20 protein-coding genes and 5 pseudogenes are annotated in these 23,402 nt (G+C 60.5%); 3 read left to right on the forward strand and 22 right to left on the reverse strand.

Going from position 1 to position 23,402, the window contains the following annotated elements; translation table 11 throughout:
- Positions 1 to 17 precede the first annotated feature (17 nt).
- The 3 genes and pseudogenes from Q0931_RS09340 to Q0931_RS09350 form a co-directional block, all read right to left on the reverse strand.
- The gene (locus Q0931_RS09340; protein WP_299259584.1) at positions 18 to 227 is read right to left on the reverse strand and encodes an L-histidine N(alpha)-methyltransferase; all 210 of its coding nucleotides are present in this window, start codon (positions 225 to 227) and stop codon (positions 18 to 20) included.
- Positions 142 to 917, reverse strand: a pseudogene (locus tag Q0931_RS09345) (L-histidine N(alpha)-methyltransferase). The gene Q0931_RS09340 and the pseudogene Q0931_RS09345 overlap by 86 nt, the downstream one beginning before the upstream one ends.
- Before the next feature lie 64 nt (positions 918 to 981).
- Positions 982 to 1,218, reverse strand: a pseudogene (locus tag Q0931_RS09350) (SUMF1/EgtB/PvdO family nonheme iron enzyme); the annotation flags it as partial.
- 23 nt (positions 1,219 to 1,241) lie between these two features.
- Between Q0931_RS09350 and Q0931_RS09355 the strand changes: the two are divergent.
- Together Q0931_RS09355 and Q0931_RS09360 are read left to right on the forward strand one after the other, a co-directional pair.
- A pseudogene (locus tag Q0931_RS09355) lies at positions 1,242 to 1,365 on the forward strand (IS3 family transposase); the annotation flags it as partial.
- Positions 1,366 to 1,427: 62 nt separating this feature from the next.
- Positions 1,428 to 2,557, forward strand: a protein-coding gene (locus Q0931_RS09360; RefSeq protein WP_299259586.1) for an IS3 family transposase whose coding sequence is annotated in 2 segments (ribosomal slippage) — positions 1,428 to 1,680 and positions 1,680 to 2,557 — 1,131 coding nt in all. Because the reading frame shifts where the segments join, the coding sequence is not laid out codon by codon here.
- Here the strand turns inward: Q0931_RS09360 and Q0931_RS09365 are convergent.
- From Q0931_RS09365 to Q0931_RS09455, 19 genes and pseudogenes are all read right to left on the reverse strand, one after another.
- Complete coding sequence (locus Q0931_RS09365; RefSeq protein ID WP_366941600.1) at positions 2,502 to 2,711, reverse strand: cation transporter; 210 nt, start codon at positions 2,709 to 2,711, stop codon at positions 2,502 to 2,504. The genes Q0931_RS09360 and Q0931_RS09365 overlap by 56 nt on opposite strands.
- Before the next feature lie 51 nt (positions 2,712 to 2,762).
- Positions 2,763 to 3,359, reverse strand: a complete 597-nt coding sequence (locus tag Q0931_RS09370; protein ID WP_299259588.1) for an L-histidine N(alpha)-methyltransferase — start codon at positions 3,357 to 3,359, stop codon at positions 2,763 to 2,765.
- A gap of 52 nt (positions 3,360 to 3,411) precedes the next feature.
- Positions 3,412 to 3,768, reverse strand: coding sequence for an L-histidine N(alpha)-methyltransferase (locus Q0931_RS09375; RefSeq protein ID WP_299259590.1), 357 nt, complete (start codon positions 3,766 to 3,768; stop codon positions 3,412 to 3,414).
- 2 nt (positions 3,769 to 3,770) lie between these two features.
- Positions 3,771 to 5,078, reverse strand: coding sequence for an ergothioneine biosynthesis protein EgtB (gene egtB, locus Q0931_RS09380; RefSeq protein ID WP_299259592.1), 1,308 nt, complete (start codon positions 5,076 to 5,078; stop codon positions 3,771 to 3,773).
- Positions 5,079 to 5,141: 63 nt separating this feature from the next.
- On the reverse strand, positions 5,142 to 6,551 hold the full coding sequence (locus Q0931_RS09385; protein ID WP_149437368.1) for an NADH-quinone oxidoreductase subunit N: 1,410 nt from the start codon (positions 6,549 to 6,551) through the stop codon (positions 5,142 to 5,144).
- Positions 6,551 to 8,038 (reverse strand): NuoM family protein, encoded by a 1,488-nt coding sequence (locus tag Q0931_RS09390; protein WP_149437365.1) that lies wholly within the window; start codon positions 8,036 to 8,038, stop codon positions 6,551 to 6,553. Before Q0931_RS09390 ends, Q0931_RS09385 begins: the two co-directional genes overlap by 1 nt.
- Entirely contained in the window at positions 8,035 to 9,927 is a 1,893-nt protein-coding gene (locus Q0931_RS09395; RefSeq protein ID WP_149437363.1) for a proton-conducting transporter membrane subunit, read from the reverse strand. The genes Q0931_RS09390 and Q0931_RS09395 overlap by 4 nt, the downstream gene beginning before the upstream one ends.
- A complete protein-coding gene (gene nuoK / locus Q0931_RS09400; protein ID WP_299259596.1) occupies positions 9,927 to 10,232 on the reverse strand; it encodes an NADH-quinone oxidoreductase subunit NuoK in 306 nt (101 codons plus the stop codon). Before nuoK ends, Q0931_RS09395 begins: the two co-directional genes overlap by 1 nt.
- 27 nt (positions 10,233 to 10,259) lie before the next feature.
- Positions 10,260 to 10,886, reverse strand: coding sequence for an NADH-quinone oxidoreductase subunit J (locus tag Q0931_RS09405; RefSeq protein WP_299259598.1), 627 nt, complete (start codon positions 10,884 to 10,886; stop codon positions 10,260 to 10,262).
- Between the two features lie 8 nt (positions 10,887 to 10,894).
- On the reverse strand, positions 10,895 to 11,818 hold the full coding sequence (locus Q0931_RS09410; RefSeq protein WP_149437358.1) for an NADH-quinone oxidoreductase subunit H: 924 nt from the start codon (positions 11,816 to 11,818) through the stop codon (positions 10,895 to 10,897).
- Positions 11,811 to 13,121, reverse strand: a complete 1,311-nt coding sequence (locus Q0931_RS09415; RefSeq protein ID WP_149437356.1) for a hypothetical protein — start codon at positions 13,119 to 13,121, stop codon at positions 11,811 to 11,813. Before Q0931_RS09415 ends, Q0931_RS09410 begins: the two co-directional genes overlap by 8 nt.
- Positions 13,112 to 13,459 (reverse strand): NADH-quinone oxidoreductase subunit A, encoded by a 348-nt coding sequence (locus Q0931_RS09420; protein ID WP_149437354.1) that lies wholly within the window; start codon positions 13,457 to 13,459, stop codon positions 13,112 to 13,114. Before Q0931_RS09420 ends, Q0931_RS09415 begins: the two co-directional genes overlap by 10 nt.
- A 530-nt stretch (positions 13,460 to 13,989) precedes the next feature.
- Positions 13,990 to 16,183, reverse strand: a pseudogene (locus Q0931_RS09425) (DEAD/DEAH box helicase); the annotation flags it as partial.
- A gap of 202 nt (positions 16,184 to 16,385) precedes the next feature.
- Positions 16,386 to 17,486: pseudogene (locus Q0931_RS09430) on the reverse strand (DUF6094 domain-containing protein); the annotation flags it as partial.
- A gap of 15 nt (positions 17,487 to 17,501) precedes the next feature.
- Entirely contained in the window at positions 17,502 to 18,098 is a 597-nt protein-coding gene (locus Q0931_RS09435; RefSeq protein ID WP_299259600.1) for a hypothetical protein, read from the reverse strand.
- A gap of 75 nt (positions 18,099 to 18,173) precedes the next feature.
- Positions 18,174 to 18,452 carry a hypothetical protein gene (locus Q0931_RS09440; RefSeq protein WP_299259603.1) on the reverse strand — a complete coding sequence of 93 codons (279 nt, stop codon included), beginning with the start codon at positions 18,450 to 18,452 and terminating at the stop codon, positions 18,174 to 18,176.
- A gap of 15 nt (positions 18,453 to 18,467) precedes the next feature.
- Positions 18,468 to 19,619, reverse strand: coding sequence for a DUF3275 family protein (locus Q0931_RS09445; RefSeq protein WP_299259605.1), 1,152 nt, complete (start codon positions 19,617 to 19,619; stop codon positions 18,468 to 18,470).
- A gap of 111 nt (positions 19,620 to 19,730) precedes the next feature.
- A complete protein-coding gene (locus Q0931_RS09450; RefSeq protein WP_299259607.1) occupies positions 19,731 to 20,129 on the reverse strand; it encodes a hypothetical protein in 399 nt (132 codons plus the stop codon).
- 86 nt (positions 20,130 to 20,215) lie between these two features.
- Complete coding sequence (locus Q0931_RS09455; RefSeq protein WP_299259609.1) at positions 20,216 to 20,752, reverse strand: hypothetical protein; 537 nt, start codon at positions 20,750 to 20,752, stop codon at positions 20,216 to 20,218.
- Positions 20,753 to 21,309: 557 nt separating this feature from the next.
- Between Q0931_RS09455 and Q0931_RS09460 the strand changes: the two genes are divergently transcribed.
- Positions 21,310 to 23,397, forward strand: coding sequence for an AAA family ATPase (locus Q0931_RS09460; RefSeq protein ID WP_299259611.1), 2,088 nt, complete (start codon positions 21,310 to 21,312; stop codon positions 23,395 to 23,397).
- Positions 23,398 to 23,402 lie beyond the last annotated feature (5 nt).

The raw sequence follows: 23,402 nt of genomic DNA on the forward strand, positions 1-23,402 counted from the left end.
GCCTAAGAAACAGTAGACTAAGCTCTTTCCAGATAATGAACACTAAACAGAGCGGCGTCATCGACCCACTGAGCTCTCGCTGGAAAGCCCGCACGCACAGCTAAAACCTGGAATCCCTCGATCGTGTATTTATAGGAATTCTCAGTATGTAGCATCTCTCCCGTCTCGAAACGGAAAATTTCGCCAGCCACCTCGATCTCCTGGGCAATATCGCTGACCAAGTGCATCTCGGTACGCGATTGCGCTTCGTTGTAAAACGCCAGAGGCGAAAATGAACTGCGGATCGAGATCGGCCTCGACTTCGCGGCACGGCCGCTCGAGCAGATTGAGGTTGAGGGCCGCCGTTACCCCCGCTACATCGTTGTAGGCAGCATTGAGGGTTTTGGTGTCCTTGATCAGATCGACGCCGATCAGCAAACCACTATCCACAGGCAGCAATGAGTGCAGGCTGTGCAGAAATGACTCCGTTTTCTGCGGTGTGAAGTCACCGATGCTCGAGCCGGGAAAGAAAGCCACCGGATGATCGCACGCCAGCCCCTTGGGCATCGCCACGCGCTGCGAAAAGTCAGCACAAGCAGCATGAAGGATAGTCAGCGGCGAGACGTCGCGTACTATCCAGCAGGAAATCACGGGAAATATCCATACCCAGATAGCTCGTCGGTCGCACCGCCTCGAGCAACAGGCGAACCTTGCGGCTCGCTCCGCTACCCAGTTCGATCAGCGTGGCATCCCGGCCCACCACATTGGCGATGTCATCGGCGGCATCGCGCAGGATCGCTTCTTCCGCGTGTGGGATAATACTCAGGCTGTACGCAGATCTGGTCGAACAGCTCCGAACCACGCCGATCGTATAAAACAAGGGCGATGCCATCTTGGGGGCCGACCTCAGGCCTCGAAGCAACTCGTCGCGTAGCGATTTAAAGGCAACCGGAGGTTGCTGATCGTGGAAACGCACGGCTGTTGCCGTGTTCGACATTATGGTCACGCCTCCCTTGCCAGGCGAAATCCCGAGAATGCCCAGCGGGCATGAGGCGGGAAGAAGTTGCGATAGGTGACGCGGACGTGATCGGCCGGCGTCGTACAACAGCCGCCTCGCAACACCATCTGGCCGGACATGAACTTGCCGTGGTATTCCCCCAGACTGCCCGGCAACTTGCGAAACCCCGGATAGAGACGATAGGCGCTGCCCGTCCACTCCCAGACATCGCCGAACACCTGTCCCGGGGCGCCTGTGTCCCCGCCAGCGGCGACCCGGCGCCTATGGTGGCAAGCCGGCGGTCGTGTCTCCCCAACCGTCTAGATCGCCGATTTGACGTAACGGCACCCAATGTTGTTTGGGTCACCGACATCACCTACATCCGCACTGACCTGCCACGGGATTTTTCCTCCATCGTCAACTAGAGTCCGACCTAACCAGAGGACGGACCATGAAACGCGCGAGATTCACCGAAGAACAGATTATCGTCATCCTGGCCGAGCACGAGGCAGGGGCGAAGTGTGCTGACCTGTGCCGCAAGCACGGCATGTCTGAGGGCACCTTCTACAACTGGAAAGCCGGGTTCGGTGGCATGACCGTATCGGAAGCCAAACGGCTGAAAACGCTCGAAGACGAGAATGCCAGGCTGAAGAAACTACTCGCCGAGCAGATGCTCGACCTGGCGGCGATGAAGGAGCTGGTCTCAAAAAAGTGGTGACGCCCGCCCAGAAGCGTGACGCCGTCTCGCATTTGAAGCGATCGCTCAGGTTTTCCGAGCGTCGGGCCTGTCGGCTGGTCGGAGCGGATCGCAAGATGGTCCGCTACCGATCTCGGCGAGCTCCGGATACGTCGCTACGCGATCGGTTGCGAGAGCTGGCCAACGAGCGTCGCCGGTTCGGCTATCGGCGCCTCTTCGTCCTGCTGCGTCGCGAGGGTGAGCTCTCCGGCATCAATCGTATCTATCGGCTCTATCGCGAAGAAGGGTTAACGGTGCGCAAGCGAAAAGCTCGGCGCAAGGCGATCGGTACCCGAGCGCCCATTCTGGTCGAAGCGCGCGCCAATGCGAGATGGTCACTGGACTTTGTTCATGATCAGCTGGTGTACGGACACCGCTTCCGGGTTCTCAACATCGTCGATGACGTGACACGGGAATGCCTTGCCGCGATCCCCGACACCTCGATATCCGGGCGACGCGTGGCGCGGGAACTGACGGCATTGATCGAGCGGAGAGGCAAGCCCGGCATGATCGTCTCAGACAACGGCACGGAACTGACATCGAATGCGATCCTGCACTGGTGTGCCGAGCACCTGATCACGTGGCACTACATCGCACCGGGCAAGCCCATGCAGAATGGCTTCGTGGAGAGCTTCAATGGCAGGATGCGGGATGAGCTTCTCAATGAGACCGTGTTCCATAACCTGGCCCACGCGCGAGCCGTCATCACGGCTTGGGCGAATGACTACAACACCGAGCGTCCGCACTCGGCACTGGGCTACGAAACGCCAGCCGCTTATGCGCGGGCACTCACAGGCGTGCCCATTGGCACGAAAACTGATCGGACTCCAATAGCCGTTGGATGAAAGTTCGGTGGCAGGTCACCGAAACCTGAACGTCGGAAACGCCTTTCAAGCGTTCCACCGCACCACGGATCTTACCGGCACAGCTTGGACAGTCCATGCCTTGAACGGTCCACTGGTATGTGTTACCGGATGCTTCGGTATGTGTAGCTGGCATGAAAAGTTACCTAGTTCAATTTCTCTGCTCAAACTCTAAACCTTCTAGTGGCTATAGAGTCAAACCGCATCGTCTTACTGGTAAGGAGGCATGCGAGGCCAGATAGTGCACGCTAAACAAGCCTTGAGTATCAGTCCAGCAGGAAATCGCTTCAAATCCTGCACGATCTGCCAGTGCCTGAAAGCCCTCGACCGTATATTTGTAGGAATTTTCTGTATGGATGGTCTCGCCTTTCAGAAAGCGGAAACGCTTTCCTTCAATAGTGACAACTTGAGGCAACCGGCTGACCAGGTGCATCTCGATGCGGGATTGCGCCTCGTTGAAGAAAGCCCGGTGGGCGAAATGCCCGGGATCGATTGCGATGGTTAGCTCCTCGCGCAGCCGATCCAGCAAGTTCAGGTTGAACGCTGCCGTCACACCCGCCGCATCGTTGTAGGCAGCTTCGAGTGTCGCCTTGTCCTTGAGCAGGTCGACACCTATCAACAACCCGTTGCCTATGGGCAGCAAGAAGCGCAAGCCGCGCAGGAAATCTTCGGCGGCTTGGGAATTGCCGATGCTCGATCCCGGAAAGAAGCCGACCGGCTGTTCGTAGTCCAGCCCCTCCGGCAGGACCATGTTGCAAGAGAAGTCGGCACAGGCGGCGTGCACCTCGAGCCATGGATAGTCTGCAGCCAGACGGCGCGTGCTTTCGAGCGGGAAATCACGGGGGGATATCGATACCCAGATAGCTCATCGGCCGCACCGCCTCGAGCAACAGGCGAACCTTGCGGCTCGCCCCGCTACCCAGTTCGATCAGCGTGGCATCCCGCCCCACCACATTGGCGATGTCATCGGCGGCATCGCGCAGGATCGCTTCTTCCGTGCGTGTAGGATAATACTCAGGTTGTACGCAGATCTGATCGAACAGCTCCGAACCACGCCGATCGTATAAAAACTTGGGCGATGCCGTCTTGGGGGTCGACCTCAGGCTTTGAAGCAACTCGTCGCGTAGCGACATGGAGGCAACCGGAGGTTGCTGATCGTGGAAGCGCACGGCCGTTGCCGTGTTCGTCATCATGGTCACGCCTCCCGTGCCAGGCGAAATCCCGAGAATGCCCAGCGGGCATGCGGCGGGAAGAAATTGCGATAGGTCGCTCGGATATGGTCTTGCGGCGTTGCGCAACAGCCGCCGCGCAGCACCATCTGTCCCGACATGAACTTGCCGTTGTACTCGCCCAAGCTCCCTGGCAGTTTTTTGAACCCGGGATAGGGCCGATAGGCGCTGCCGGTCCACTCCCAGACGTCACCGAACATCTGCCTTGGTACATCGACGGACGCAGCCGATGCAGCCGCGACCGGCTGCAGGTGGTCCTGCTCGATGAAATTACCCTGCATGGGTACGTCACGAGCTACCGTTTCCCACTCGGCTTCGGTAGGCAGGCGCGCCCCGGCCCACTGGGCATAGGCATCGGCTTCATAGAAGCTGACATGGCATACCGGCGCACTGCTGTCGACCGGCACCAGACCGCCCAGGGTATAGTGGTGCCAGACACCGTCCCGCTCGATCCAGTAAAGCGGTGCTTTCCAGCCCTCGGCCTTGACCGTGGCCCAGCCATCCGACAACCAGTAGTCGGGCTTGTCGTATCCCCCCGCCTGCATGAACGCGAGAAACTCGCCGTTGGTCACCGGGCGGTCGGCGATCTGGAAAGCCTCGACGAACTGGCGGTGGCGCCCCATCTCGTTGTCATAGGCAAAGCCCTCCTTGGTTTCGTCGTGGCCGATGTACCGAACGCCGGCCGGATAGACATGCCAGCCGAGCGCAGCGACGTCATGCGCGGGCGTCAGCGCCAGGTCGTTCCGGTAGGCCGGGCACAACGGGTTCTGAGCCAGGATGTGCTTGATATCCATTAGCAGCAGCTCCTGATGCTGCTGTTCGTGCGGCAGGCCCAGCTCGAGACGTCGGAGAATCTCCTGGAGATGTTCCTGCGGTGGATCGCTGAGCAGCGCTTCCATGGCCCGGTCGACGTGAGCGCGATAGCGATAGACATCGTCCACGGTCGGCCGCGAGATCATGCCGCGTTCGGGCCGGGGGAACGGCGTGCCGTGGGTCACGTAATAGGAGTTGAAGAGGTGATCGTACGCGGGGTCGAGGGTCTGGTAGGCGGGCAGGAACGGTTTCAGGATGAAGGCTTCGAAAAACCAGCTGACATGGGCGATGTGCCATTTCGGCGGGCTGACATCCGGCATGCTCTGCACCATGTAGTCTTCCTTGTGCAGAGGCGCACAGATGGCCTCGGTGGCGGCACGAATCCGCTGGTACGCGCGCAGCCACTCCTTGGCGTGCAGGTTGTCTGGCGTTTCGATGGCCAAACCTTGAGCAGGTGACATAAATGACTCCTTTCTCAGTATCACTCCATTGACGTGGATCCGGCAGGCCAGGCCCGCCGGGGCCTACAGGGCAAAGCGTATCGATTCTGTAAACAGCGAGAGCGCTTCCGCGCCGAGTCCTCCGACGATCAGCAGCACGCCCGCCACGGCCATCGTGGCACGCGCCCACTGGCCCGACAGCACATGCACGGCGGACCGATGATTGCCGAACATCATCGGCGCGACGATGCGCAGGTAATAGAACAGCGAGACGACGGTGTTGATTGCCGCCACGAGCGCCAGCCAGGCGTAACCGCCGTCGAGGGTGACGCGAAACAGCATCAGCTTGCCGAAGAAGCCGACCAGCGGCGGGATCCCCACCAGGGACAACAGCGACACGATCAGTATCGTGGCCGCGATCGGTGCGTGTCGGGCCAGCCCCCGGTAATCGTCCAGTGCGGTACGTCCCCGCAGGTGCGTGACCACGGCGAAGGCAGCCAGGTTGGCCGTGGCATAGCTCGCCAGGAAGAACACCAGTGCCGGCAGGGCCTGATCGCTGACACCCAGCACCACGATGGCCATCAGGGCATAGCCGGACTGGGAAACCGATGACCAGCCCAGCAGGCGGCGCACGTCCGTCTGTCGCAACGCCGCCACGTTACCCAGCGTCATGGTAGCGACGGAGATCAATGCCACGATCGCCCGCGAGGCGACGTCCGGCGGCAGCAGGGAGACGAAACGGGCCAGCGCCACTGCGGCACCGACCTTGGGAATGACAGTCAAGAAGGCCGCCGCCGGTACTGGCGAGCCCTGCGCCACGTCCGGCATCCAGGCGTGAGCCGGAAACGCCGCCAGCTTGAAGGTCAGGCCCAGCACAACGCAGGCCGTGGCAATGGTAAGCGCCAGGCGGTCGCTGTCCGTGGCAAGCGTTTGGGCGATGTCCGGATACCCGGTACTGCCGGTCAGGCCGAACAGCACCACCACCCCGATCGTCAGCAACGTATTGGTCAAGGCGCCGATCAGGAAATACTTCATCCCGGCTTCCAGCGCGGGCGCCCAGCCACGGTGATAGGCGGCCAGCGGGTAACTCGCCACCGATGACAGCAGCACGCCCAACACCAGTTCCATGGTATCGCTGGCCGATGCCATCATGATGACGCCCAGCAGGGCGAACAGCACCAGCGCGTAGTACTCGCCATGGCGGCGATCGGTCCGCATCCATTCAGGCGACATCGCGACAACCAGCGCACCGGCGACCAGCACCACCAGCTTGCTGGCGAGCGCCACGCCATCCAGGGCCCAGACACCGGAAAACGTCAGCCGCGGCGCCCCGCCCCATTGCGCGACGGTCAACCCCGCGCCGAGGCCGATGGCGAGCAGGGCCAGCACGGCTGCCCAGTGATGCTGCCGCTGACGGACGAAGCTGGCGAACAGGACGATCGCCACGGCACCCAGCGTCAGGCTGATTTCCGGCAGTACGTCACCGATAGGCATCAGCGACCTCCCACCAGCAGCGTCGCCGATGCCTCGACCAGGGTCAGCAGAAACGCCGGCGCCACGCCGATGATCACGAAGCCTGCCGACAGCACCGCGAGCACGCCCCACTCGATGGGACGCAGATCCTCGAACTGCGCCCAGCGCTCCGGCATCGCCCCGAAGAACACCTTCTGCAGCATCTGCAGAAACAGCGCCGCCGTCACCAGGATGCCCAGCACACCGATGACGGCGAGCCATGGATAGACACCGAAGGTGCCGGCAAAGATATGGAACTCCGCCACGAAACCGGCCAAGCCGGGCAGGCCCAGGCTGGCAAAGGAGGCGAGCACGGCGAAGGCGGTCAGCCACGGGGCCTGACGAAGCAGACCACCGTAGCTGTCCAGGTCATACTCCTCGGTACGCTGCCAGAACGAGCCACAGATCAGGAACAGCGCCCCGGTAATCAGGCCGTGCGCCACCATTTCCATCGTGGCCCCCACCAGGGCCAGCTCGCGGGCATATCCGGTGTCCTGGATCAGGGCACCGGCGGCGGCGATACCCAGCACCGTGTAGCCCATGTGATTGATCGACGTGTAGGCGATACGTCGTTTCAGGTTGCTCTGACCAAGCGCCACGAAAGCCCCGTAGAGAATCGACGCGACCGCGAACAGCGCAATGACCAGGGCATAGCGTGAGAACGTCTCCGCCATCATGGCGAACGGAATGCGGATGATTCCGTAAGTACCCATCTTGAGCAGCACCCCGGCGAGAATCGCCGAGACCGGCCCCGGGGCATCGACATGCGCCTGGGGCAGCCAGGTATGCACGGGCACCACCGGTGTCTTGATGGCGAAGCCGAGCATGAGGGCGAGGAACACCAGGCCGGCCGTCATGCCCGCGCCCGCCAGCGGTTGCTGCTCGATGAGCACGCGCATGTCGAAGGTATGCGGTTCGACCGACAGATAGAGTCCGATGATCGCTAACAGCAGCAACAGCGAGCCGCAGAAGGTGTATAGAAAAAACTTGAACGCGGCGAACTGCGCCTGGCCATGCCCCCAACGGCCGATCAGGAAGAACATCCCCACGAGGCTCAGGTCGAAAAAGACATAGAAGAGCAGCAGGTCCAGCGCCAGAAAGACACCCAGTGACACGGACTGCAGAAAGAGCATCCAGGCGTAGTACTGGCGAGGCTGATGCTTCGTGTCCACGGGGTAGGCGATGCTGGCCGAGAAGACTAGCGCACTCATCGTCGCGACAGCCAGCGCAATGCCATCCACGCCCAACCTGTAGCTCATGCCCAGGCTGGGTACCCAGGGCACCTCCTCGACGAACTGGAATAGCGCACCTTGCGGATCGAACTGTCGCCACGCCCAGGCCAGCAACAACACCGGCAACACCGAGACCGCGATGGCAAACCGGCGAGCCGTGGCCTCGGTCCAAAGGCTTGAAACGGCGAGTGCGAGAGCCCCCAGCATGGGAAGCCCCAAGGCTGCAGTCAAAATCAAAGGAGCGCTCCTATGCTCAGGATGATCAGGATCGCGGCGAGTCCTGCCGCGATACCGGTGTAGTAGTGATGCATCTGCCCAGTGTGCACCCGACGTGCCACTTGCCCCGCCCAATCGACACCCTTCGCGAGCTGGTTCGTGGCCCCATCGAACGCGCCTTCGCCACGCCGCTCTCCCAGCCTGGCCAACCACGCACCGAAGCGGGCACTGCCCCGGATCCCGGCATCCACGGCGCGATCGTCGAAGCGTGCCAGGCCATGGCTGAAAATCAGCACGGCATTCGCACCACATGCTGCCAGCCTCGGCAGGCCCAGCCAGTCCGCCACGCCGGTTCGCGTGGCGCCAGGTCGGCGCGCCCCCGTCACTTCACGACGCACCGCCCAGACGCCCAGGCCCATGCCCAGCGCCACCAGCAGTAGCGACAGGATGAGTTCCCACGGCCTGGTCCCGGGAAAGTGCACGGACAGCCAATCGGCGAGACCATTTCCGACACCGGGCCACCAGAGTAGCGACAGTGCCAATGTGCCTGCCGCCAGCAGGTAGAGCGCGGCGGCTTCCGCCCGGGAGTGGCCGGGCCGGGAGACAGCCTCGCTCATGCGGTCATGCCGCCCCCGCCCGAACGCCAGCAGCTGAAAGCGCGTGGCGTACAGCGCACTGAGCCCTGCCGCCACGGCGACGATCACGGCCAGCCAGGGCGCCTGATGGCCGGCGGCCGTGACGATCTTCTCCTTGCTCCACGCCGCACTCAGCGGAACGACGCCCGCCAGCGCCAGGCTGGCCACCATGCTGGCTGCCGCGACGCCAGGAAGCAGGCGACCCAGGCGCATCGCCGTCAGCGAATAGCTGTCGACATGGCGTTCGGCGATGCCGGCGGCCAGGAACAGCGCCGCTTTGGTGAATGCATGCGTGACGAAGTGCACCAGGGCGACGCCGGGAAAGCCCGCCCCTGCCGCCAGCCACATCAGGCCATACTGGGCCGATGTCGAGGCGGCCAGCAGCTTCTTGGCATGGCCCTGAAGACAGGCCACGAGCCCCCCTGACAGGGCAGTGGTCAACCCCAGCGTGATGGCGACCGGCGCAAACCAGGCGACGGCGGAGAGTTCCGCATGCAGCCGGACCACCAGATAGATCCCCGCCGCGACCATGGTCGCCGCATGGAGCAATGCCGACACCGGTGTCGGCCCGGACATGGCGGCAAACAGCCAGGGAGAGAACGGCACCTGGGCGGATTTCGCGGCGGCGGCCAGCACGACGCCGGCAACGAACACGTCCAGCCGCCACCCATCGAGTTGGGCCAGGTCTGCAAAGGCAAACGAGCCCGTGCCGGCGAACGCTGCCGCCGCGGCGATGTACAGCCCCAGATCCCCGAAGCGAGTGACCAGGAACGCCCAGGCGGCATCCCGCAGGTTGCCGGCCTTCTGCCATTCATGGGCGATCAGCGCCCACGAGCATGCCCCGACCAGTTCCCAGGCGATCAGCAGGGTGACGAAATCCTCGGCCAGGACGAGCAGTTCCATCGCGCCGACGAACGCCGTCAGCAGCACCATCAGTCCGACGGGTGGGCGCGCCGTTCCCCCGCCACTGACCGGCGATGCTTCATGGTAGGCGCTGTAGACGATGATCGGCGCGGCGATCAGTGGCACGACGATGGCGAACACGGCGCTCGCGGACGTCATCCCGAGCGACAGAACGACTCGGGAACTCCAGCGATAGGTGCCGCTCCAGTCCACCGTGACCGCGACACTCACGAGCAGCAAGGTAGCGACCGTGATCGCCACCCCCGCCAGGGTCAGCATGGCACGGCCCCTGTCGTCGCCCGGCCAACGCTTGCCGACCCCATGGATGACGAGGGCCGCCAGCAGCGGCACGAGAGGAACGGACCACAGCATCAATGTTTCAGCCCGGTCAGCGATTCGGTCATGTCGGCCTGTTTACCGCGAAAGACCGCGACCACCAGGGCGAACCCCATCGCCATCTCGATGGCCATCACGGCCATGACGATGATCGTCAGCAGTTGGCCTTCCGGTGCTCCGGCCCCGCTGAAGGCCCAGAAAGCCACCGCCGCCAGCATGACACCGTTGAGGATCAGCTCCAGTCCCATCATCAACATCACGAACGACTGCTGGGAAAGCGCGCCATAGATCCCGATACCGATCAGTGCCGCTGCCAATAGCAAAAGTGTGGCGAGTGTCATGCAAGCCTCCCTGCCTGTCTGTCCCGCTCAGTGATGATGGTGATGATGGTGATGCTCGCCCTCGCCCGCTTCGTCCTCCTCGGGCTTGCCTGCCGGGTCGCCGCCCGGTTCCAGCCCCGGCGGCATCGAGCCCTCCGCCGCTGCGCCATAGCGCCCGCGATGGCTCGACAGCACCACCACGCCGATCATGGTGGTCAGCAGCACGAGACCCGCCGATTCGAAAATCAGCATCGAATCACCGAGCATTTCGTTGCCTAGTGATCTGACGGGTTCGAGGTCTGCCGGCACCGGCTGATCGGGAAATACCGCCAACAGGGCCATGGCGCCCAGTATCAGAAAACCGGCGATGCCGGCCCCGATGGCGATACGTTCCTGGTGGACCATGTTCATGGGATTCAGGCCGGCCGGGTTCATCATGAACATGACCATGAACAGCGCCATGACCGTCATTTCCACGGCCATCATGAAGAACATGGCAACACCCAGGTATTCCGCCGCCAACAGGATCATGATCACGCCCACGGCGATGAACGACACCAGCAGAAAGAAGGAGGCCCGTACCATCGAGTCGGTGCGAAACACGCGCCACCCGGTAACCACCGCCAGCGTGGCCAGCAGCAGAAACGCGATATCGACACCGATGCCGTCATTCATGCTCTCCATCACAACAGCGCTCCTATCCCGGCCCACACCAGATCGATAAACGACAGCGGCAGCAACACGACCCACATCAAGGTGACGCAGCGCTCCGGCGCCAGTCGCGGCAGTAGCCGCCCGAGCAACAGCAGCACGCTCAATACCGCCAGCATCTTGAGGGACATCCATAACGGGCCGGGCAGCCAGGGCCCCAGCCCCCCCCCCAGGAAGGCAGTCGCTGCCACGCCGCTGAACGCAACCAGCATGGCCGCCCGGGCCATGTCCCAGACCAGCCGTGGCGGTCCCGAGATCTCCGAGGCCGTGCCGCCGGCCAGATCCGTCGAATCGGCCAGGTTCAGCGGCCCCCAGAAGGTCATGCCCAGGCCGACGATGAGAAACAGCGGCAGCCCCAGCGGCTGGCGAATGACGTTCCACAGCCCTTCCTGCGAAGCCACCACCTGGGTGAACTGCAGCGATTCGGCCGGCAATGCCACGCCGATCAGCACGAACATGCTGATCAGGATGTAGGAGAGCCCCAGCGCCACGTACCGGTACCCGCCGATCAAGGCCAGTAACGAATTCGCCGACCAGCCATGCAAGAAGATGACGACGGTCGCCAGCGCTTCCACGCTGCCCCACAGCACCACGCTGGTGACCAGATCCGTGGCGACCAGCGATGCCGACCATGGCACCACCGCCAGCCCGCCCGCCGCCAACGCCAGATACAGGGCTGGTGCCAGCCGCCAGGCTCGCCAGTCAGGCGCTTCGGTGGCATTGGCGTGCTGGATCAGCAACCAGGCTCCGCGCGCTATCGGCGCCAGCCAGATACCTCCGGCCTGGGGGGTGCCAAGCGCGCTGGCAACCAGGCGATCGAGCACGGCAACGGCATAACCGCCGACAACCAACATGAAGATCACCATGAGAACCGGCAGAAACAGCTCGCTAAACATCGTTCCCGGTGCCTCCCCGTACCGCCCGGGACTCGCCGGATGGCCGTGTGCCGACAGGTTGATCGGCCACCCCCGCGACATCCAGGCTGGCGACCGTCGCCAGGGCATCGCCCCACTCCAGCCCGGGTAACAGCTCGTCGAAGAGCGCGCTCGCATCCGCCGGCCGCCGCGCCGACCAGGGGCCACGCGGTGTCTCGACGCTGCCTGTTCGCTCCGTGTGTACCCTGTCGCGTTCGGCCAGACGGGCCAGATGGAGGGACTGATCGATTTCGTCCAGAAGCTGCCGCCAGCGAGCATGGGTATCGCCCGCAGTCTGACAGACGGGAGAGAACCCCAATCGTCGATAGCCGGCATCCTCCGAGCGTAGGTCATCAGCCATTCCGGCAGCTCGAGCGGCGGACCCACCGATCATGCGCGCCTGCTCGGGGCCGAGCACGCCGCCGCCCGCCGTCAGGCGAAAGAAGCCGCTACGTGATAGTGCGCGCCGCAATCCATCGAGGGTACTCGACGTCGACAATCCATGCGCCAGACGCAAGGTCCGCAGGCTCACATTCTCCAGACCCGCCAGGTGCAATGCATGGAACAGCCGGTGAAGGTGATGGCGGGCCCGGGCAAGCTCGACCTCCGCAATGGGGACGGGGCGCTCGCGAGCGTTGAAAAAGATATCGTCGAGAGATTGTGGATATGGCGCAAATTGCGTTTGCCATGTCTGCACGAGATCCCCCTGCAGGGTGATCTCCGCCGCCATGCCGGGCGGAAACGCGAAAAAGAACGGCCCCAGCCGGAAAGTCAGTGAATCCAGCGTCAATCCGTCGCGGATGTCATCTGCCATGTTCATGGCCATGGGTCGCCCGTAGGGCACCCCGCCCATCATGCCTTCACCGCCCTGGCCGAAATCGCCCTCGCCTTCCCAAGGGTTGGGCGGCTCGTCCGGCAGGAGACGATGGGTACTGCCGCGGCAGCCTTCCATCAATTCGAGATGCGCCGTGACCAGTGCGCCGGGCAGGTCGTCGAGATCGTCGATACGGGCCACGCGTTCCAGATGAGGCCAGGGTTCGCTGCGAAACCACAGCGTCGTGAAGGGGTATGGCAATTGGTCATGCACCCGACGCAGGGGCTCGAAGCGGTCGGCCGGAATCTCCCCCGCCACCAGCAACACACTGGCGTGGCGCGGCGAGTCGACCAGTTCGATTTGCGGAGAAAGCGCGAGATGCCGCAGCGCGCCATCACCCTGCTTGCCCAGCACGGGAAACACAGGAACGCTGCCACGCGAGGCGAGTTTGTGCAGCCAGTTCACTGCCACTTGAACACCCCCTCACGCCAGGCATAGACGATGCCCACCGACAGGATGGCGAGAAACATGCCCATCTCCATCATGGCCTTCTTGCCCGTCTCGACGAACACGACCGCCCACGGGTACATGAACATCATCTCCATCTCGAAGGCGATCAACAGCAGCGTCATGGAGTAGTAGCGAACGTGGTAGCGGCTCCAGGCGTGGCTGTCGGGCGTCCCCCCGCCCAGAAACGGCACGCGCTGGGACCATCTGGGCCGAGGCTGATGACGCATGGGCAGCCACTGCACCAGCAGCCCGGCGCCCAGTACCACGATCAGAATGATGAGAAGAGCGAACAGCTCCATGCGGATCCCTCGCGTCGCTGATTCAAACGAACCTGGGCCAGAGACAATGACCGCGGGTCCCAGTCCCTTCGCTGATAACCAGCCCTTTATCGAAGGGTAGGCGGCTGACCTGAACGCAAACTGAATAAGCGTCCTCATTTAGCTCCTTGGATAAAGTAGGTCAACAATAGCCAAGGTGCGAGGCAGAGTCGGCCGTCACGCAGCCAGCGGCATCGGGTCATGCGGAAGTTACGGTCGGCTGGAACGGCAAGGTGTGAACGACAGGAAGAGGCAGCAAGGCAGAGCTGACAGTACTTTCTGACAAAACTTGCAGATCGAGTAGGAGAGGGCGTCACCGCACTAGTCCTCTCTTCAGATTCTACCTCGCGATGGACACCTTTGCGGTTCAGCTAGTGATTCCCCTTGCCGGGCCCACAGAGGACTTGCACCTCCAAGTCGTCCGTGCGGCCACTACGGCGGGTCGGGACAGCGTCATGCCCGGCGCACACATAAAAAACCCCTCCGAAGAGGGGTTGGGGTAAACCTGATCGTCACGCGACCAGCTGACGAGCCAGCTCCACTTCGACCGACTCGCCGTCGCTGTTGAGCGCATCGAGCCCGGACTCGGGGATATCCCCGGATGTGCTTTGCGCCACGGCGATCTTGGCTGCCATCAGCCGCAGACAGGCGATCTGTGACGTTTCGGCGTAGCCGAAGAACACCACACGCACCGCCCGGTGCTGACCAATACGCCAGGATCTTCGCGCCGCCTGCTGGAGCGTGTAGACGTTCCAACCGGTCTGCATGAACGCGATCGTCGGGAAGTCGAGAAGATCCAGCCCGGTTTTGACCAGCTCCGGATTGGTGATCAGGACATCGATCCCCTTCTCGACCTGATCCGCGATCCAGTCTTCCCGCCGACTGGTGTCGACACTCGAGCGCAACACGGCCACTTTGAGGCCCTCTTGCTCGAGCACGCGCTTCAGGCGACCCGTGGTATCGCGCTTGCCGGTGTAGGTGGAGTAGACCAGCACCTTGCGGCCCTGGGCCTTCTCCGATCGGCATAGCTCGACCAGCTCGTCCTCCTTCGGCATCGTCGACGCTTCGTCGAAAATCGACTTGGCGAAGCTGATCAGTGCCCGCGAACGCGGGTGCTTGACCGCTTCCGGTCGAAAACAGCAGTCAGGCCACGCCAGCAGCACATTGAGCACCACACCCAGCAAGGTGGTGTCCTTGTGTGCCAGCGCTTCCCGCAACGCCTGTGTCAGCTCTCCAGAGAGCTTGTCATAGGCACTGGCCTGAGCAGACGACATCGGCACTTCCACGAACTCCTCGTCATACGGCGGCAGTACATCGCCGCCGATGTCCTTGAGCTTGAGGAAGACCGTGAAGGGCAACACGTAGCGCAGGATGCCCTTGGGGCCGAAACCCGGTGCCTTAACCGTGCGCACCGAGGTTTTCCGCCCCTTCGCCGTCTTGTGTCCAGCGCCCTCGCGTTCCGAGTAGATATCCTTGAGGATACCGTGCTCGCGCATGAAGGCCATGGACGCCGCACCCAGTGAATTGCGCTGGGGACGATAGCCGTCTTCGATCATCACCGGTGTCAGGATCCGGAAGAGCAGATAGAACAGGTCGTCGGCGTAGCCGCCCATCAGCGTGCCAGTCAACAAAAGCGTCTTGCGTGCCTTCGCTGCCAGTACACCCATGGCCTGACCCTGGGCCGACCCCGCGTTCTTGTACTCATGCCCTTCGTCGACGATCAGCAGGTCGAAGAATTGGTCGGGGAGATAGCGCTTTATGAACTCGCTCGGCTGGAACCCCCCCTTCACCGAAGCCGAATTCGATGTTGGCCATCGCCCGTTCCATTCTCGTTGCCTGTCGATCGTTGAACACCAGGTCGCCGTTCTCGTCCATCAGGTTGATGAAATCGTGCGCGTTGTCGGCGAGCATCGACGACAGAAAAGCCTCGCCGAATCGGTCGATCAGCTTGTCGGCAGTCACCTTGCCGATGGTTGGAATGCGCTGCAGCGCCTTGAGCACCGAACGACGGCGGGCATCCCCTTCGGGCTGCCGCTGTCGTATGAGTGTCCAGAGCTGACCACCGCATCCCGCGCACGCCTGCTGACGCTCGGTCTGCTGGAACGACTCGAACCGGACCGGCTCATTGTCGTTATCGAGGATCATGCGGCCGCAGTCCGGACACGCCGCGAGGCGGCCGGACAGGGTGCGCCTGGGAGTGGCCACCGGTACCCAGTGAAACCCCATCCGCATCCGTACACGACCCAGCACGAAGAACTCCGGCCGGCCATCATCTGGCTGCCCCAACTGCTCGCGCAGCTTGAGTAATTTCGCCAGCGTATCCGGTCCGTTGAGTACCCAGACCCGAGCTTGGGGCACCGTCTCAAGGATCTCGCGCCGCCACTTGTAGACCAGGTGTGGCGGAGACACGATCAACGATCGACGATAGCCCTCGGTCGCCATCACGGCTGCGACGGCAATCGCCATCATCGTTTTGCCGGTTCCCATCTCGGCGTTGATCACGCCGGCACGCTCGTTCTGATCCAGTAGCAGCGCGCAGATCGCGTGAACGACATCTGCCTGTGCCGGGAACGGTTGGCGTGCCAGAGCGTTCATTACCGCCTGTCGCGCCGGATTCCCGCGACCGTCATAGACCGGGGGATGGGTGTGGTTGAGCGTATCCAGAAGCCCGTCGCCGAACTCATCGATAAAATCGTTGAGCGCGATGACGTTATCCGGTGCTATGCAGAGCATGTTCATGTCCGTCTCCAATGAAAACGGGCAGAACACGCCCCTACGGACGAAGTTCTGCCCGTAGGGGTTGGCACGCTCCATGAGCGCGCTTGGTGGTCTATGCCGTCTCGGCGTCCGAATCAGCAGGTTCAGATGGTGCCGGCGCATCCAGTGCCGGCGTCGAGGTGATCTTGAACAGTCGCCCCTTGTCGGGTGAGCCCGGGGTCACGTCCCAGGCCATGATGGCCGGCACGAAACGATCGGTCAGGATTCGACGCTCGCTGATGTTGCCATCGGCGTCTTCGTCGAACTCGACCTTCGAGGACTTCTCCTTGAAGGTATCGCCCTTCACGACCAGTTGACGCCCTGACCGCGAGGTCACGATGCCCGATATGCCCCCTGCTGCCAGCGACAGCGCGAGGTGCCAGCTGGAAAGCCGGCGCAGCGGACGTCGCTGCGTGCCCCCATCGGTCCAGAACGCGAGGTTGAAGTCGGGCCATAGCCCGCCCAGCTGATCTATTTCCTGCCCCAGCTGCTCGGGTTCCAGCGACATGCGGTAACAGTGAGGTGTGTTACCGATCGCCGGCGGCACGTCATACAGACCATCACACCAGATCTCGGGCAACGGCTCGGGTTTGAACTCTTCCAACCCGATTTGCTGCAACATCTGTCTGATCGTTTTGGCCCTGTCGTTGGCCAGTAGTGCATTGCGCTTCGTGCGAACGCCGAAGACGACGACCTGCTTGAAGGTATCGACCGCGGCCTCGAACACAGTGACGTGATCGAAGTGTTGGCTGACCCAGCTAGACAGCTCATCGTCGAAGACGTAGTGCGGCACGATCATCACCAGGATCCCGCCGTACTGCAGCAGGTGAACACAGCGCTGGTAGAACAGCTTTTCCAAACGCTGCCGGCCTTTGCCCGCGTATCCCTTGCTCCCGCCGGTCTCGCTGACGAGATCGCCGTAGGGTGGATTGAAGAACATCATGCCAAACGAGCGCGGCGATATGACGGTATCCATCAGATCCGACTGGATGCCGACATCGACCAAGCCCTGCATGTGACGCGCTCGCTCGAGATCGAACTCGATGCCATAGGCGTCAGTTCGATCCCGGCCCAGCCGGTGGGCGCTTTCAAGGATCGCATGGCCTTCGCCGGCACACGGGTCCAGAATGCGCACCCGCTGGTCGTGCGAGGTGCCCAATGCCTGAAGAGCACGTTCGATCGTGTCCTCGTCGGTCGGGTAGTAGCCGTTCTTTGCGAAGTTGCGCGCCAGGCGTGGAAACATCAAAGCCATGGTGGCCTCCCAGGTTCATTGCGTGGCGAGATCGCCGGCGTGGATGAGCTGACCGATGGCGTCCTGGACGCTGGCCAGCGAGAGATCGATCCAGACGCCGGAAAGGCGCTCGGACGTCTGGTCGAGCATGCGGATCGCTCCGTGCTCGAGGAGCAGTTGGACGACCGAGGGTCGCCATTGATCCAGCAGCGGAAACGCAGCGAGATCTCGCAGACGTGACCAGAGCATCGCGCTTTTGTCCTGTCGCGAGTCGTGTTCGTTGAAGATGGCGTAGCACTGACGATTGGCACGATCCGGATCCTGACAGCGTTGATCGAACAGCCAGAGGTTCAGCAGGCTGCCGAACCGCGTCTGCCGATAGGTTCGCGTCGTGCGTTTGGCCAGGCGTTCACGATCCAGCTGTAGAGAGACTGACTGACCGTCTCGCTGGAGCGTGATCCCCGTCCAGCCGCCTTCGGCGATGGGCAGGGTCAGCTTGGCCATCAGTTCGTGAATGGCGGTGTCTCGCCCCCAAAGGGACAGAAAGACCGAACGGTCGCCATCGGCGACATAGCTATCCAGAAAAAGCTCTGGCGCCTCCTCGAGACGCCAGAGCGGGGTTGCAGGTGACATGCTGCCTCCATTGACAAGGATGGGGACGAGCTGCCCCCTAGGGGCAGACATCGCCCCCGGGGGTTGAGTGTTGAATCAGGCCGGCACGAAACGACGCGAGTATGGGTCGTAACGCCAGGCGTCACGCTCGAGACGAATCGGGGTATGCCCGTCGAGGTAGATCGTGGTGAGGTATCGATCGCGATAGGTCAGTGCTTGCCGCGCCGAGACTTCGGGTATGCCCTCCGAGATGAAGAATTCAATCAGCTCCTCATCTGATGAGGATTCATCGTTGGCGAGCAGATCTTCGATCGTGTGGAGCTGGGTCTCGGTTAGTGCCGAGAACGCCGGCGCCATGGGGTGAGTGGTCGACATGATGTCCTCCAGGTTTCAAGCCGCTGCAGCTGCCGAATAGGTCCATGTCTGTGTCGTGGCATCGAATCGATAGCCCATCTGCTTCAGGCGAGTGACCTGGGCACGGAAAGTACCCCGATCGACCGTGGAATCCAGCTTGACGCTGTCACCCAGCGGCCATTGATGCCCGAAGAGCTCGATGTCCTGATCATCCGCCTGCGGTCGGCGCTTCGGCTTTGCCTCGGCGCTCTCCTTCAGCGGTTGATCGGTCGATGCCGACGTGCGGTTTTCCTCGTGCGTTTGCTTGAGGAATTCCGCTGCCAGACGTGCCGCGCCCGTGGCGCGAAAGATGGCTTTCTTGTCTGCTTGCATCACACTGATCCAGTGGGCGATGTAGGCAGCGTCGAAGGCCTCGTTGCGAATACCGAAGTGTCCGCACAGAAAGGCAGAGCCCAGCTGAGCGACCAGTTCCTCGAGCGCGTAGCGGTCGGAACCGAACGGCTTGGGGTCGGTGATCCCGATGCGAGCCAGGCGTGATTCGTGTCCGGTGGCATGGGTCAATTCATGCAGTGCCACGCTGTAGTAGCTGTCCGCATCGTGGAAACGCTCCTTGGCTGGCATCAACACCCTGTCCTGCCGGGGGTAATACCCTGCGATCTCGCGATCCAGCGAGTGCGTGACCTTGATGCCACAGCCGTCGATGAAGTCGTCCAGCGCGTTCACGCTGTCGAATCCCTCGACCGCCTTCGCCGGCGGAGTCGTGACCTCATCGGGCAGCCCGTCACACTGATCCACGTTGAACAGATTGAAGCCCCTCAGAATCGCGAAGTGCTTCTCCTTGGGGTTGCCCTCGTCGTCGAGCACCGGCTCGCCGGCGTCATCGACGATCTCGCGCTTCATGGGCTTGTAGAAGCACGCGAGCGTGCTCTTCGCACCCTTGCGTACCGTACCCCCGGCTTCTTTCGCCTGACGAAAGGTGAGCCAACGGTCCTGGGAAAATCCTCGACCCTCGGCCTCGCCCCAGAGCAGTGGCACATTGATGCCGCTGTACTGGCGACCGGAGACGGCATTACAGGGTATGAGTGGCGTTCGGCGGGACGGATCCCAGGGCCGTCCGATACCGGGGAGATGCCCCTGCTCGAGACTTTCCAGAATCCGATCTGTGATCGCCTGATAGATGTCGACCATCGTCGAAACCTCATGATGACGACCGAGATGCCCCCACCGGGAGCGAATCCCGGTCGGGGTAGAAGAGAAAAGCCCGCCGAAACGGGCTTATGGAGGTGGAATAGCGTGTGTTCAGGCAGCCAGACGATCTCGCCCGGACAGCGAGAACACCAGCGCCTGCTTGCCAAGCTGATGCTCCAGCTCGACATGGACACCGACGAACAGCGGTAGCAGTAAGCCACCAGTGCGATGCGGTGCCGGTATGTCGAGATCGAGCGATCGACTTCCAGCAGGCGCCTTTATCAGCTCGTCTCGAGCCTGTGCCAGAAACGCATCGAGGCGTTCGATCCAGTGCAGGTCCTCAAGAGCCGGATGCGATGTGCCAGCCATCTCGAAGAGCGCAACCACCTCGTTGATGAGGGGCTGCTCCATCTGCACCATCGCGTCGCGACGATCGGGGCAAAGCCCCAAACGCTGCGCTTTGGCAGTGAGATCGATACGGACGTTGGCGTTGTGCGTGTTGCGATTCATGGGTGCTTCTCCTCGGGAACAAAAAAAGGGGAAGCACCTCGCCCCATGGGGAAGGAAACTTCCCCATGGGGTGGATACCGCTTGGTTTATGCCGACAGAACGTGTGCCTTCCAGGTATGGCGATGTGTGTTCACCTGACGGTGATCCACCACCTTGCCCTGGTCATTGCGAACCGGCTCCTTGACCACAACCGCTTCACGCCCGAGAAACTCGAGCGCGACGGCATCGCCAACGGCCAGCGGGGTCTCATGCGCCACGCGTTTGAGATCGATCCCCCACACGGTCTTGTCGTCACCACGCTCGGGCCGCAGCGTGATGTAGTAGCTGAGGCGGTTGGCCTCATCGAACTGATAGGGCGCGCTGCCATGGGCAACGATCTCTCCCTGGTGAGTCGCGCCACGGCGATGAGATGTCGATCCCGTCTTGACGGAACCTGACGCTTCATTCTCATTGCCGGCCGCGCCGCTGCCGAAGCCAAAGCTAATGAGGCCAAGGCGCTTAAGCACTGCAAGAGCGACAAGCGTCAGCCAGATCCACCGAAGCGGCTCGGGCATGACATCAGGCAGCATGATCGGAATCAGAACGGAGAACAGCAGGGCTCGAGAGCCTTGGAAAGGATTCATGGTGCAGCTCCAGTGGATCGGGTCCGGGAGATACACCATCCCCATCCGGGGAAAGTGATTTCCCCGGATGGGTGGTTCGGCGGGAGGCCGAGTATTCGGAAGTGGCATCCAGCTCAGGTGAGCGCCGTCTTTCGGGATGCGTTAACGGCTTCGGGAGTTGCCCGAAGGCAAAGGGCGTCACTGATGACCGTCAGTGACCAGCGGCTAGCATCTCGAGGATAGCTGGACCTGATCCAAAGCTGCAAGAGCCAGTAATCGAGCTAGCACTGCCCTGCCTTCGCTTGATACCACGGGCGGTCTCGGACTGATGCCATGGTCGTAGTGACTGGCACTTCAGAAAACATTAATTTACATTATTAACATTCAGCAATGAGCATGGGATGGCTTGTCCCCCACGAGATGCAATGGCTGATGAGCTGCATTGGCGAGGGCCGCTTTCGACCCAAAGCGGACGTGGCGAATGACGAACTCCGCAGAAGTCATCGCGACTAAGCAATAAACACCTAGTGCAATAGGATCTCATCCCTACGGTAGAATCATGCAGATTTGAGGGTGCCATGTCCGACTATGAAGTTGTTATCAAGAACTGCAACAGTATCGACACGGCAAAGATCGTCTTGAAAAGAGAGTGTCTGAATATAAAATTTGGACCCAACGGGTTAGGTAAAAGCACAATCGCCAAGGCAATCGTAAGCCACGCCCGAAATGACGGCACTTTAGCGGAACTTGTGCCTTTCAAGAATCGTAGAAAAGTAGATGCCGCACAGCCAACAGTTAGTGGAATTGATGGCTTTGATTCAGCGCTTGTCTTTGATGAGGCATACGTAAATTTATTTACCTTTCAGCAAGATGAGGTTGTGAAAAACAGCTTTGATATTTTCGTCAAAACGCCAGAGTACGACACGGCAATGGACGAAATTGAAAAGCTCTTCGACGGCATCAAAAAGGCCTTTGCGGATAGGCCGGAAATAGAACAGGTAACTAAAGACCTCAGAGACCTAAGAGATGCGTTCGGGAAGCCAAACAAAGATGGTTCAATCGCGAAATCCAGCAAAGTACTCAAAGCGTTCGGCTCAGGTAATAAGATTGAAAATATTCCGGATGCATTGATGCCGTTCGAGACATTTGTGAAGAGTGAAAACCCATCAAAATGGATAGGCTGGCAAATTAAAGGCAAAGAGTTTTTAGATTTAGGTGACGCCTGCCCCTATTGCGCAACAGCATTGCCGAATCCTGAGCAAAAAGAAACAGCTCTGGCCGTGGCCAAGGAGTATAATTCGACAGACATCGCCCACCTTAACTCTCTAAAGGAAGTCATTCAGCGCTTAGGTACGTATTTTAGCGCCGGTTGCCAAGAGAGTTTAGAAAAGATAACAAAGGCAAAGACAGAGCTGACCGCACCACAGAAGAGCTTCCTGAACGACCTAAAAAATAGCATCGAGGCGTTGATTCAGCAGTTGGATGGTTTGAGAAATATATCATTCTTCTCCCTCCGCGACGTGGACGAGATCGATAAAAAGGTTTCGCTCCTAAAAATTGATCTTAGCATGATTGATAAGCTCGATTCCGATCAAACTCGAGCTGTCACCGATCCGATAAACGCGCAACTAGATAAGCTCATCGAACAAGTTGGAAATCTCAAAGGTCAGATTGGTAAGCACAAAGCAAAAATCAGGAAAAGCATCGAAGAAAACCAAGGCAGCATCAATGGCTTCTTGAAGTCTGCGGGCTATAAATACTCCGTTAGGATCATATCCGAACCCGATTCCTACAAGATGAAGCTAGTTCACGACGACCTAACGGAATTCGTCGAGTCGGCCTCTACACATCTAAGTTACGGTGAGAAAAACGCTTTTGCATTGGTTCTCTTCATGCACCAAGTAATAAGCGAAGACCCTGACATTGTTATTTTGGACGATCCGATCTCGTCGTTCGATAAGAACAAGAAATTTGCGATCCTTCATCAGCTTTTCCGAGGCAAAGATAGCCTTCGGAATCGCACGACATTGATGCTTACACACGACATTGAGCCAGCTATCGATGTGGTTAAAAGCATGGCTCACAAGTTCCAAGCCTCGAAGCCATCAGCAACTTTCCTCTCGTGTAGGAAAGGCGAGGTTAAGGAAACGCCAATCACGAGCGAAGACATTCGAACGTTTGCAAAAATCTGCAAGGATGTCATTGCCGAAAGCATCGACGACGTTATCAAAACTATCTATCTTCGCAGGCATTACGAAATTATGGATAATGTTGGCTTGGAGTACAACCTCCTGGCGAGTTTGCTGCATGGGCACAAGGTTCCAAACCTCAAAGCTGAAGGTCGCGATATGAGTGCCCAAGAGAAAACTGACGCAGAGACCCAAATAAAAGAAATGATGCCTTCGTTTGATTATGAAACCCTCGTGCAGCAAATTGAAGATGATGAGGTGATGATAGCAAAGTTCCTTGAAACTGATGTTGGATACGAAAAAATTCAACTTTTCAGGATCATTAAAGGAGCTCACCAGGACGACATTATTTCAAAATTCATTAATGAGTCATACCATATCGAAAATGAGTATGTCATGCAGCTCAACCCTCACAAGTTTGAGAGCGTACCAGAATATGTCGTTGAGGAATGTTCTAGGCTCTTGCAAGACGAGTAAAATGC

This window comes from uncultured Kushneria sp., from assembly GCF_947497025.1.
GTDB lineage: Bacteria > Pseudomonadota > Gammaproteobacteria > Pseudomonadales > Halomonadaceae > Kushneria.

Excerpts from the sequence above, each read along its gene's own strand:
- Q0931_RS09365 (WP_366941600.1), bottom strand. The coding sequence starts at position 2,711 with ATGCCAGCTACACATACCGAAGCATCCGGTAACACATACCAGTGGACC.
- Q0931_RS09395 (WP_149437363.1), bottom strand. The coding sequence starts at position 9,927 with ATGCTGTGGTCCGTTCCTCTCGTGCCGCTGCTGGCGGCCCTCGTCATC.
- Q0931_RS09460 (WP_299259611.1), top strand. The coding sequence starts at position 21,310 with ATGTCCGACTATGAAGTTGTTATCAAGAACTGCAACAGTATCGACACG.
- Q0931_RS09445 (WP_299259605.1), bottom strand. The coding sequence starts at position 19,619 with ATGGTCGACATCTATCAGGCGATCACAGATCGGATTCTGGAAAGTCTC.
- Q0931_RS09375 (WP_299259590.1), bottom strand. The coding sequence starts at position 3,768 with ATGATGACGAACACGGCAACGGCCGTGCGCTTCCACGATCAGCAACCT.
- Q0931_RS09405 (WP_299259598.1), bottom strand. The coding sequence starts at position 10,886 with ATGAATGACGGCATCGGTGTCGATATCGCGTTTCTGCTGCTGGCCACG.
- nuoK (WP_299259596.1), bottom strand. The coding sequence starts at position 10,232 with ATGACACTCGCCACACTTTTGCTATTGGCAGCGGCACTGATCGGTATC.
- Q0931_RS09435 (WP_299259600.1), bottom strand. The coding sequence starts at position 18,098 with ATGTCACCTGCAACCCCGCTCTGGCGTCTCGAGGAGGCGCCAGAGCTT.
- egtB (WP_299259592.1), bottom strand. The coding sequence starts at position 5,078 with ATGTCACCTGCTCAAGGTTTGGCCATCGAAACGCCAGACAACCTGCAC.
- Q0931_RS09455 (WP_299259609.1), bottom strand. The coding sequence starts at position 20,752 with ATGAATCCTTTCCAAGGCTCTCGAGCCCTGCTGTTCTCCGTTCTGATT.
- Q0931_RS09385 (WP_149437368.1), bottom strand. The coding sequence starts at position 6,551 with ATGCCTATCGGTGACGTACTGCCGGAAATCAGCCTGACGCTGGGTGCC.
- Q0931_RS09450 (WP_299259607.1), bottom strand. The coding sequence starts at position 20,129 with ATGAATCGCAACACGCACAACGCCAACGTCCGTATCGATCTCACTGCC.
- Q0931_RS09340 (WP_299259584.1), bottom strand. The coding sequence starts at position 227 with ATGCACTTGGTCAGCGATATTGCCCAGGAGATCGAGGTGGCTGGCGAA.
- Q0931_RS09410 (WP_149437358.1), bottom strand. The coding sequence starts at position 11,818 with ATGTTTAGCGAGCTGTTTCTGCCGGTTCTCATGGTGATCTTCATGTTG.
- Q0931_RS09440 (WP_299259603.1), bottom strand. The coding sequence starts at position 18,452 with ATGTCGACCACTCACCCCATGGCGCCGGCGTTCTCGGCACTAACCGAG.
- Q0931_RS09420 (WP_149437354.1), bottom strand. The coding sequence starts at position 13,459 with ATGGAGCTGTTCGCTCTTCTCATCATTCTGATCGTGGTACTGGGCGCC.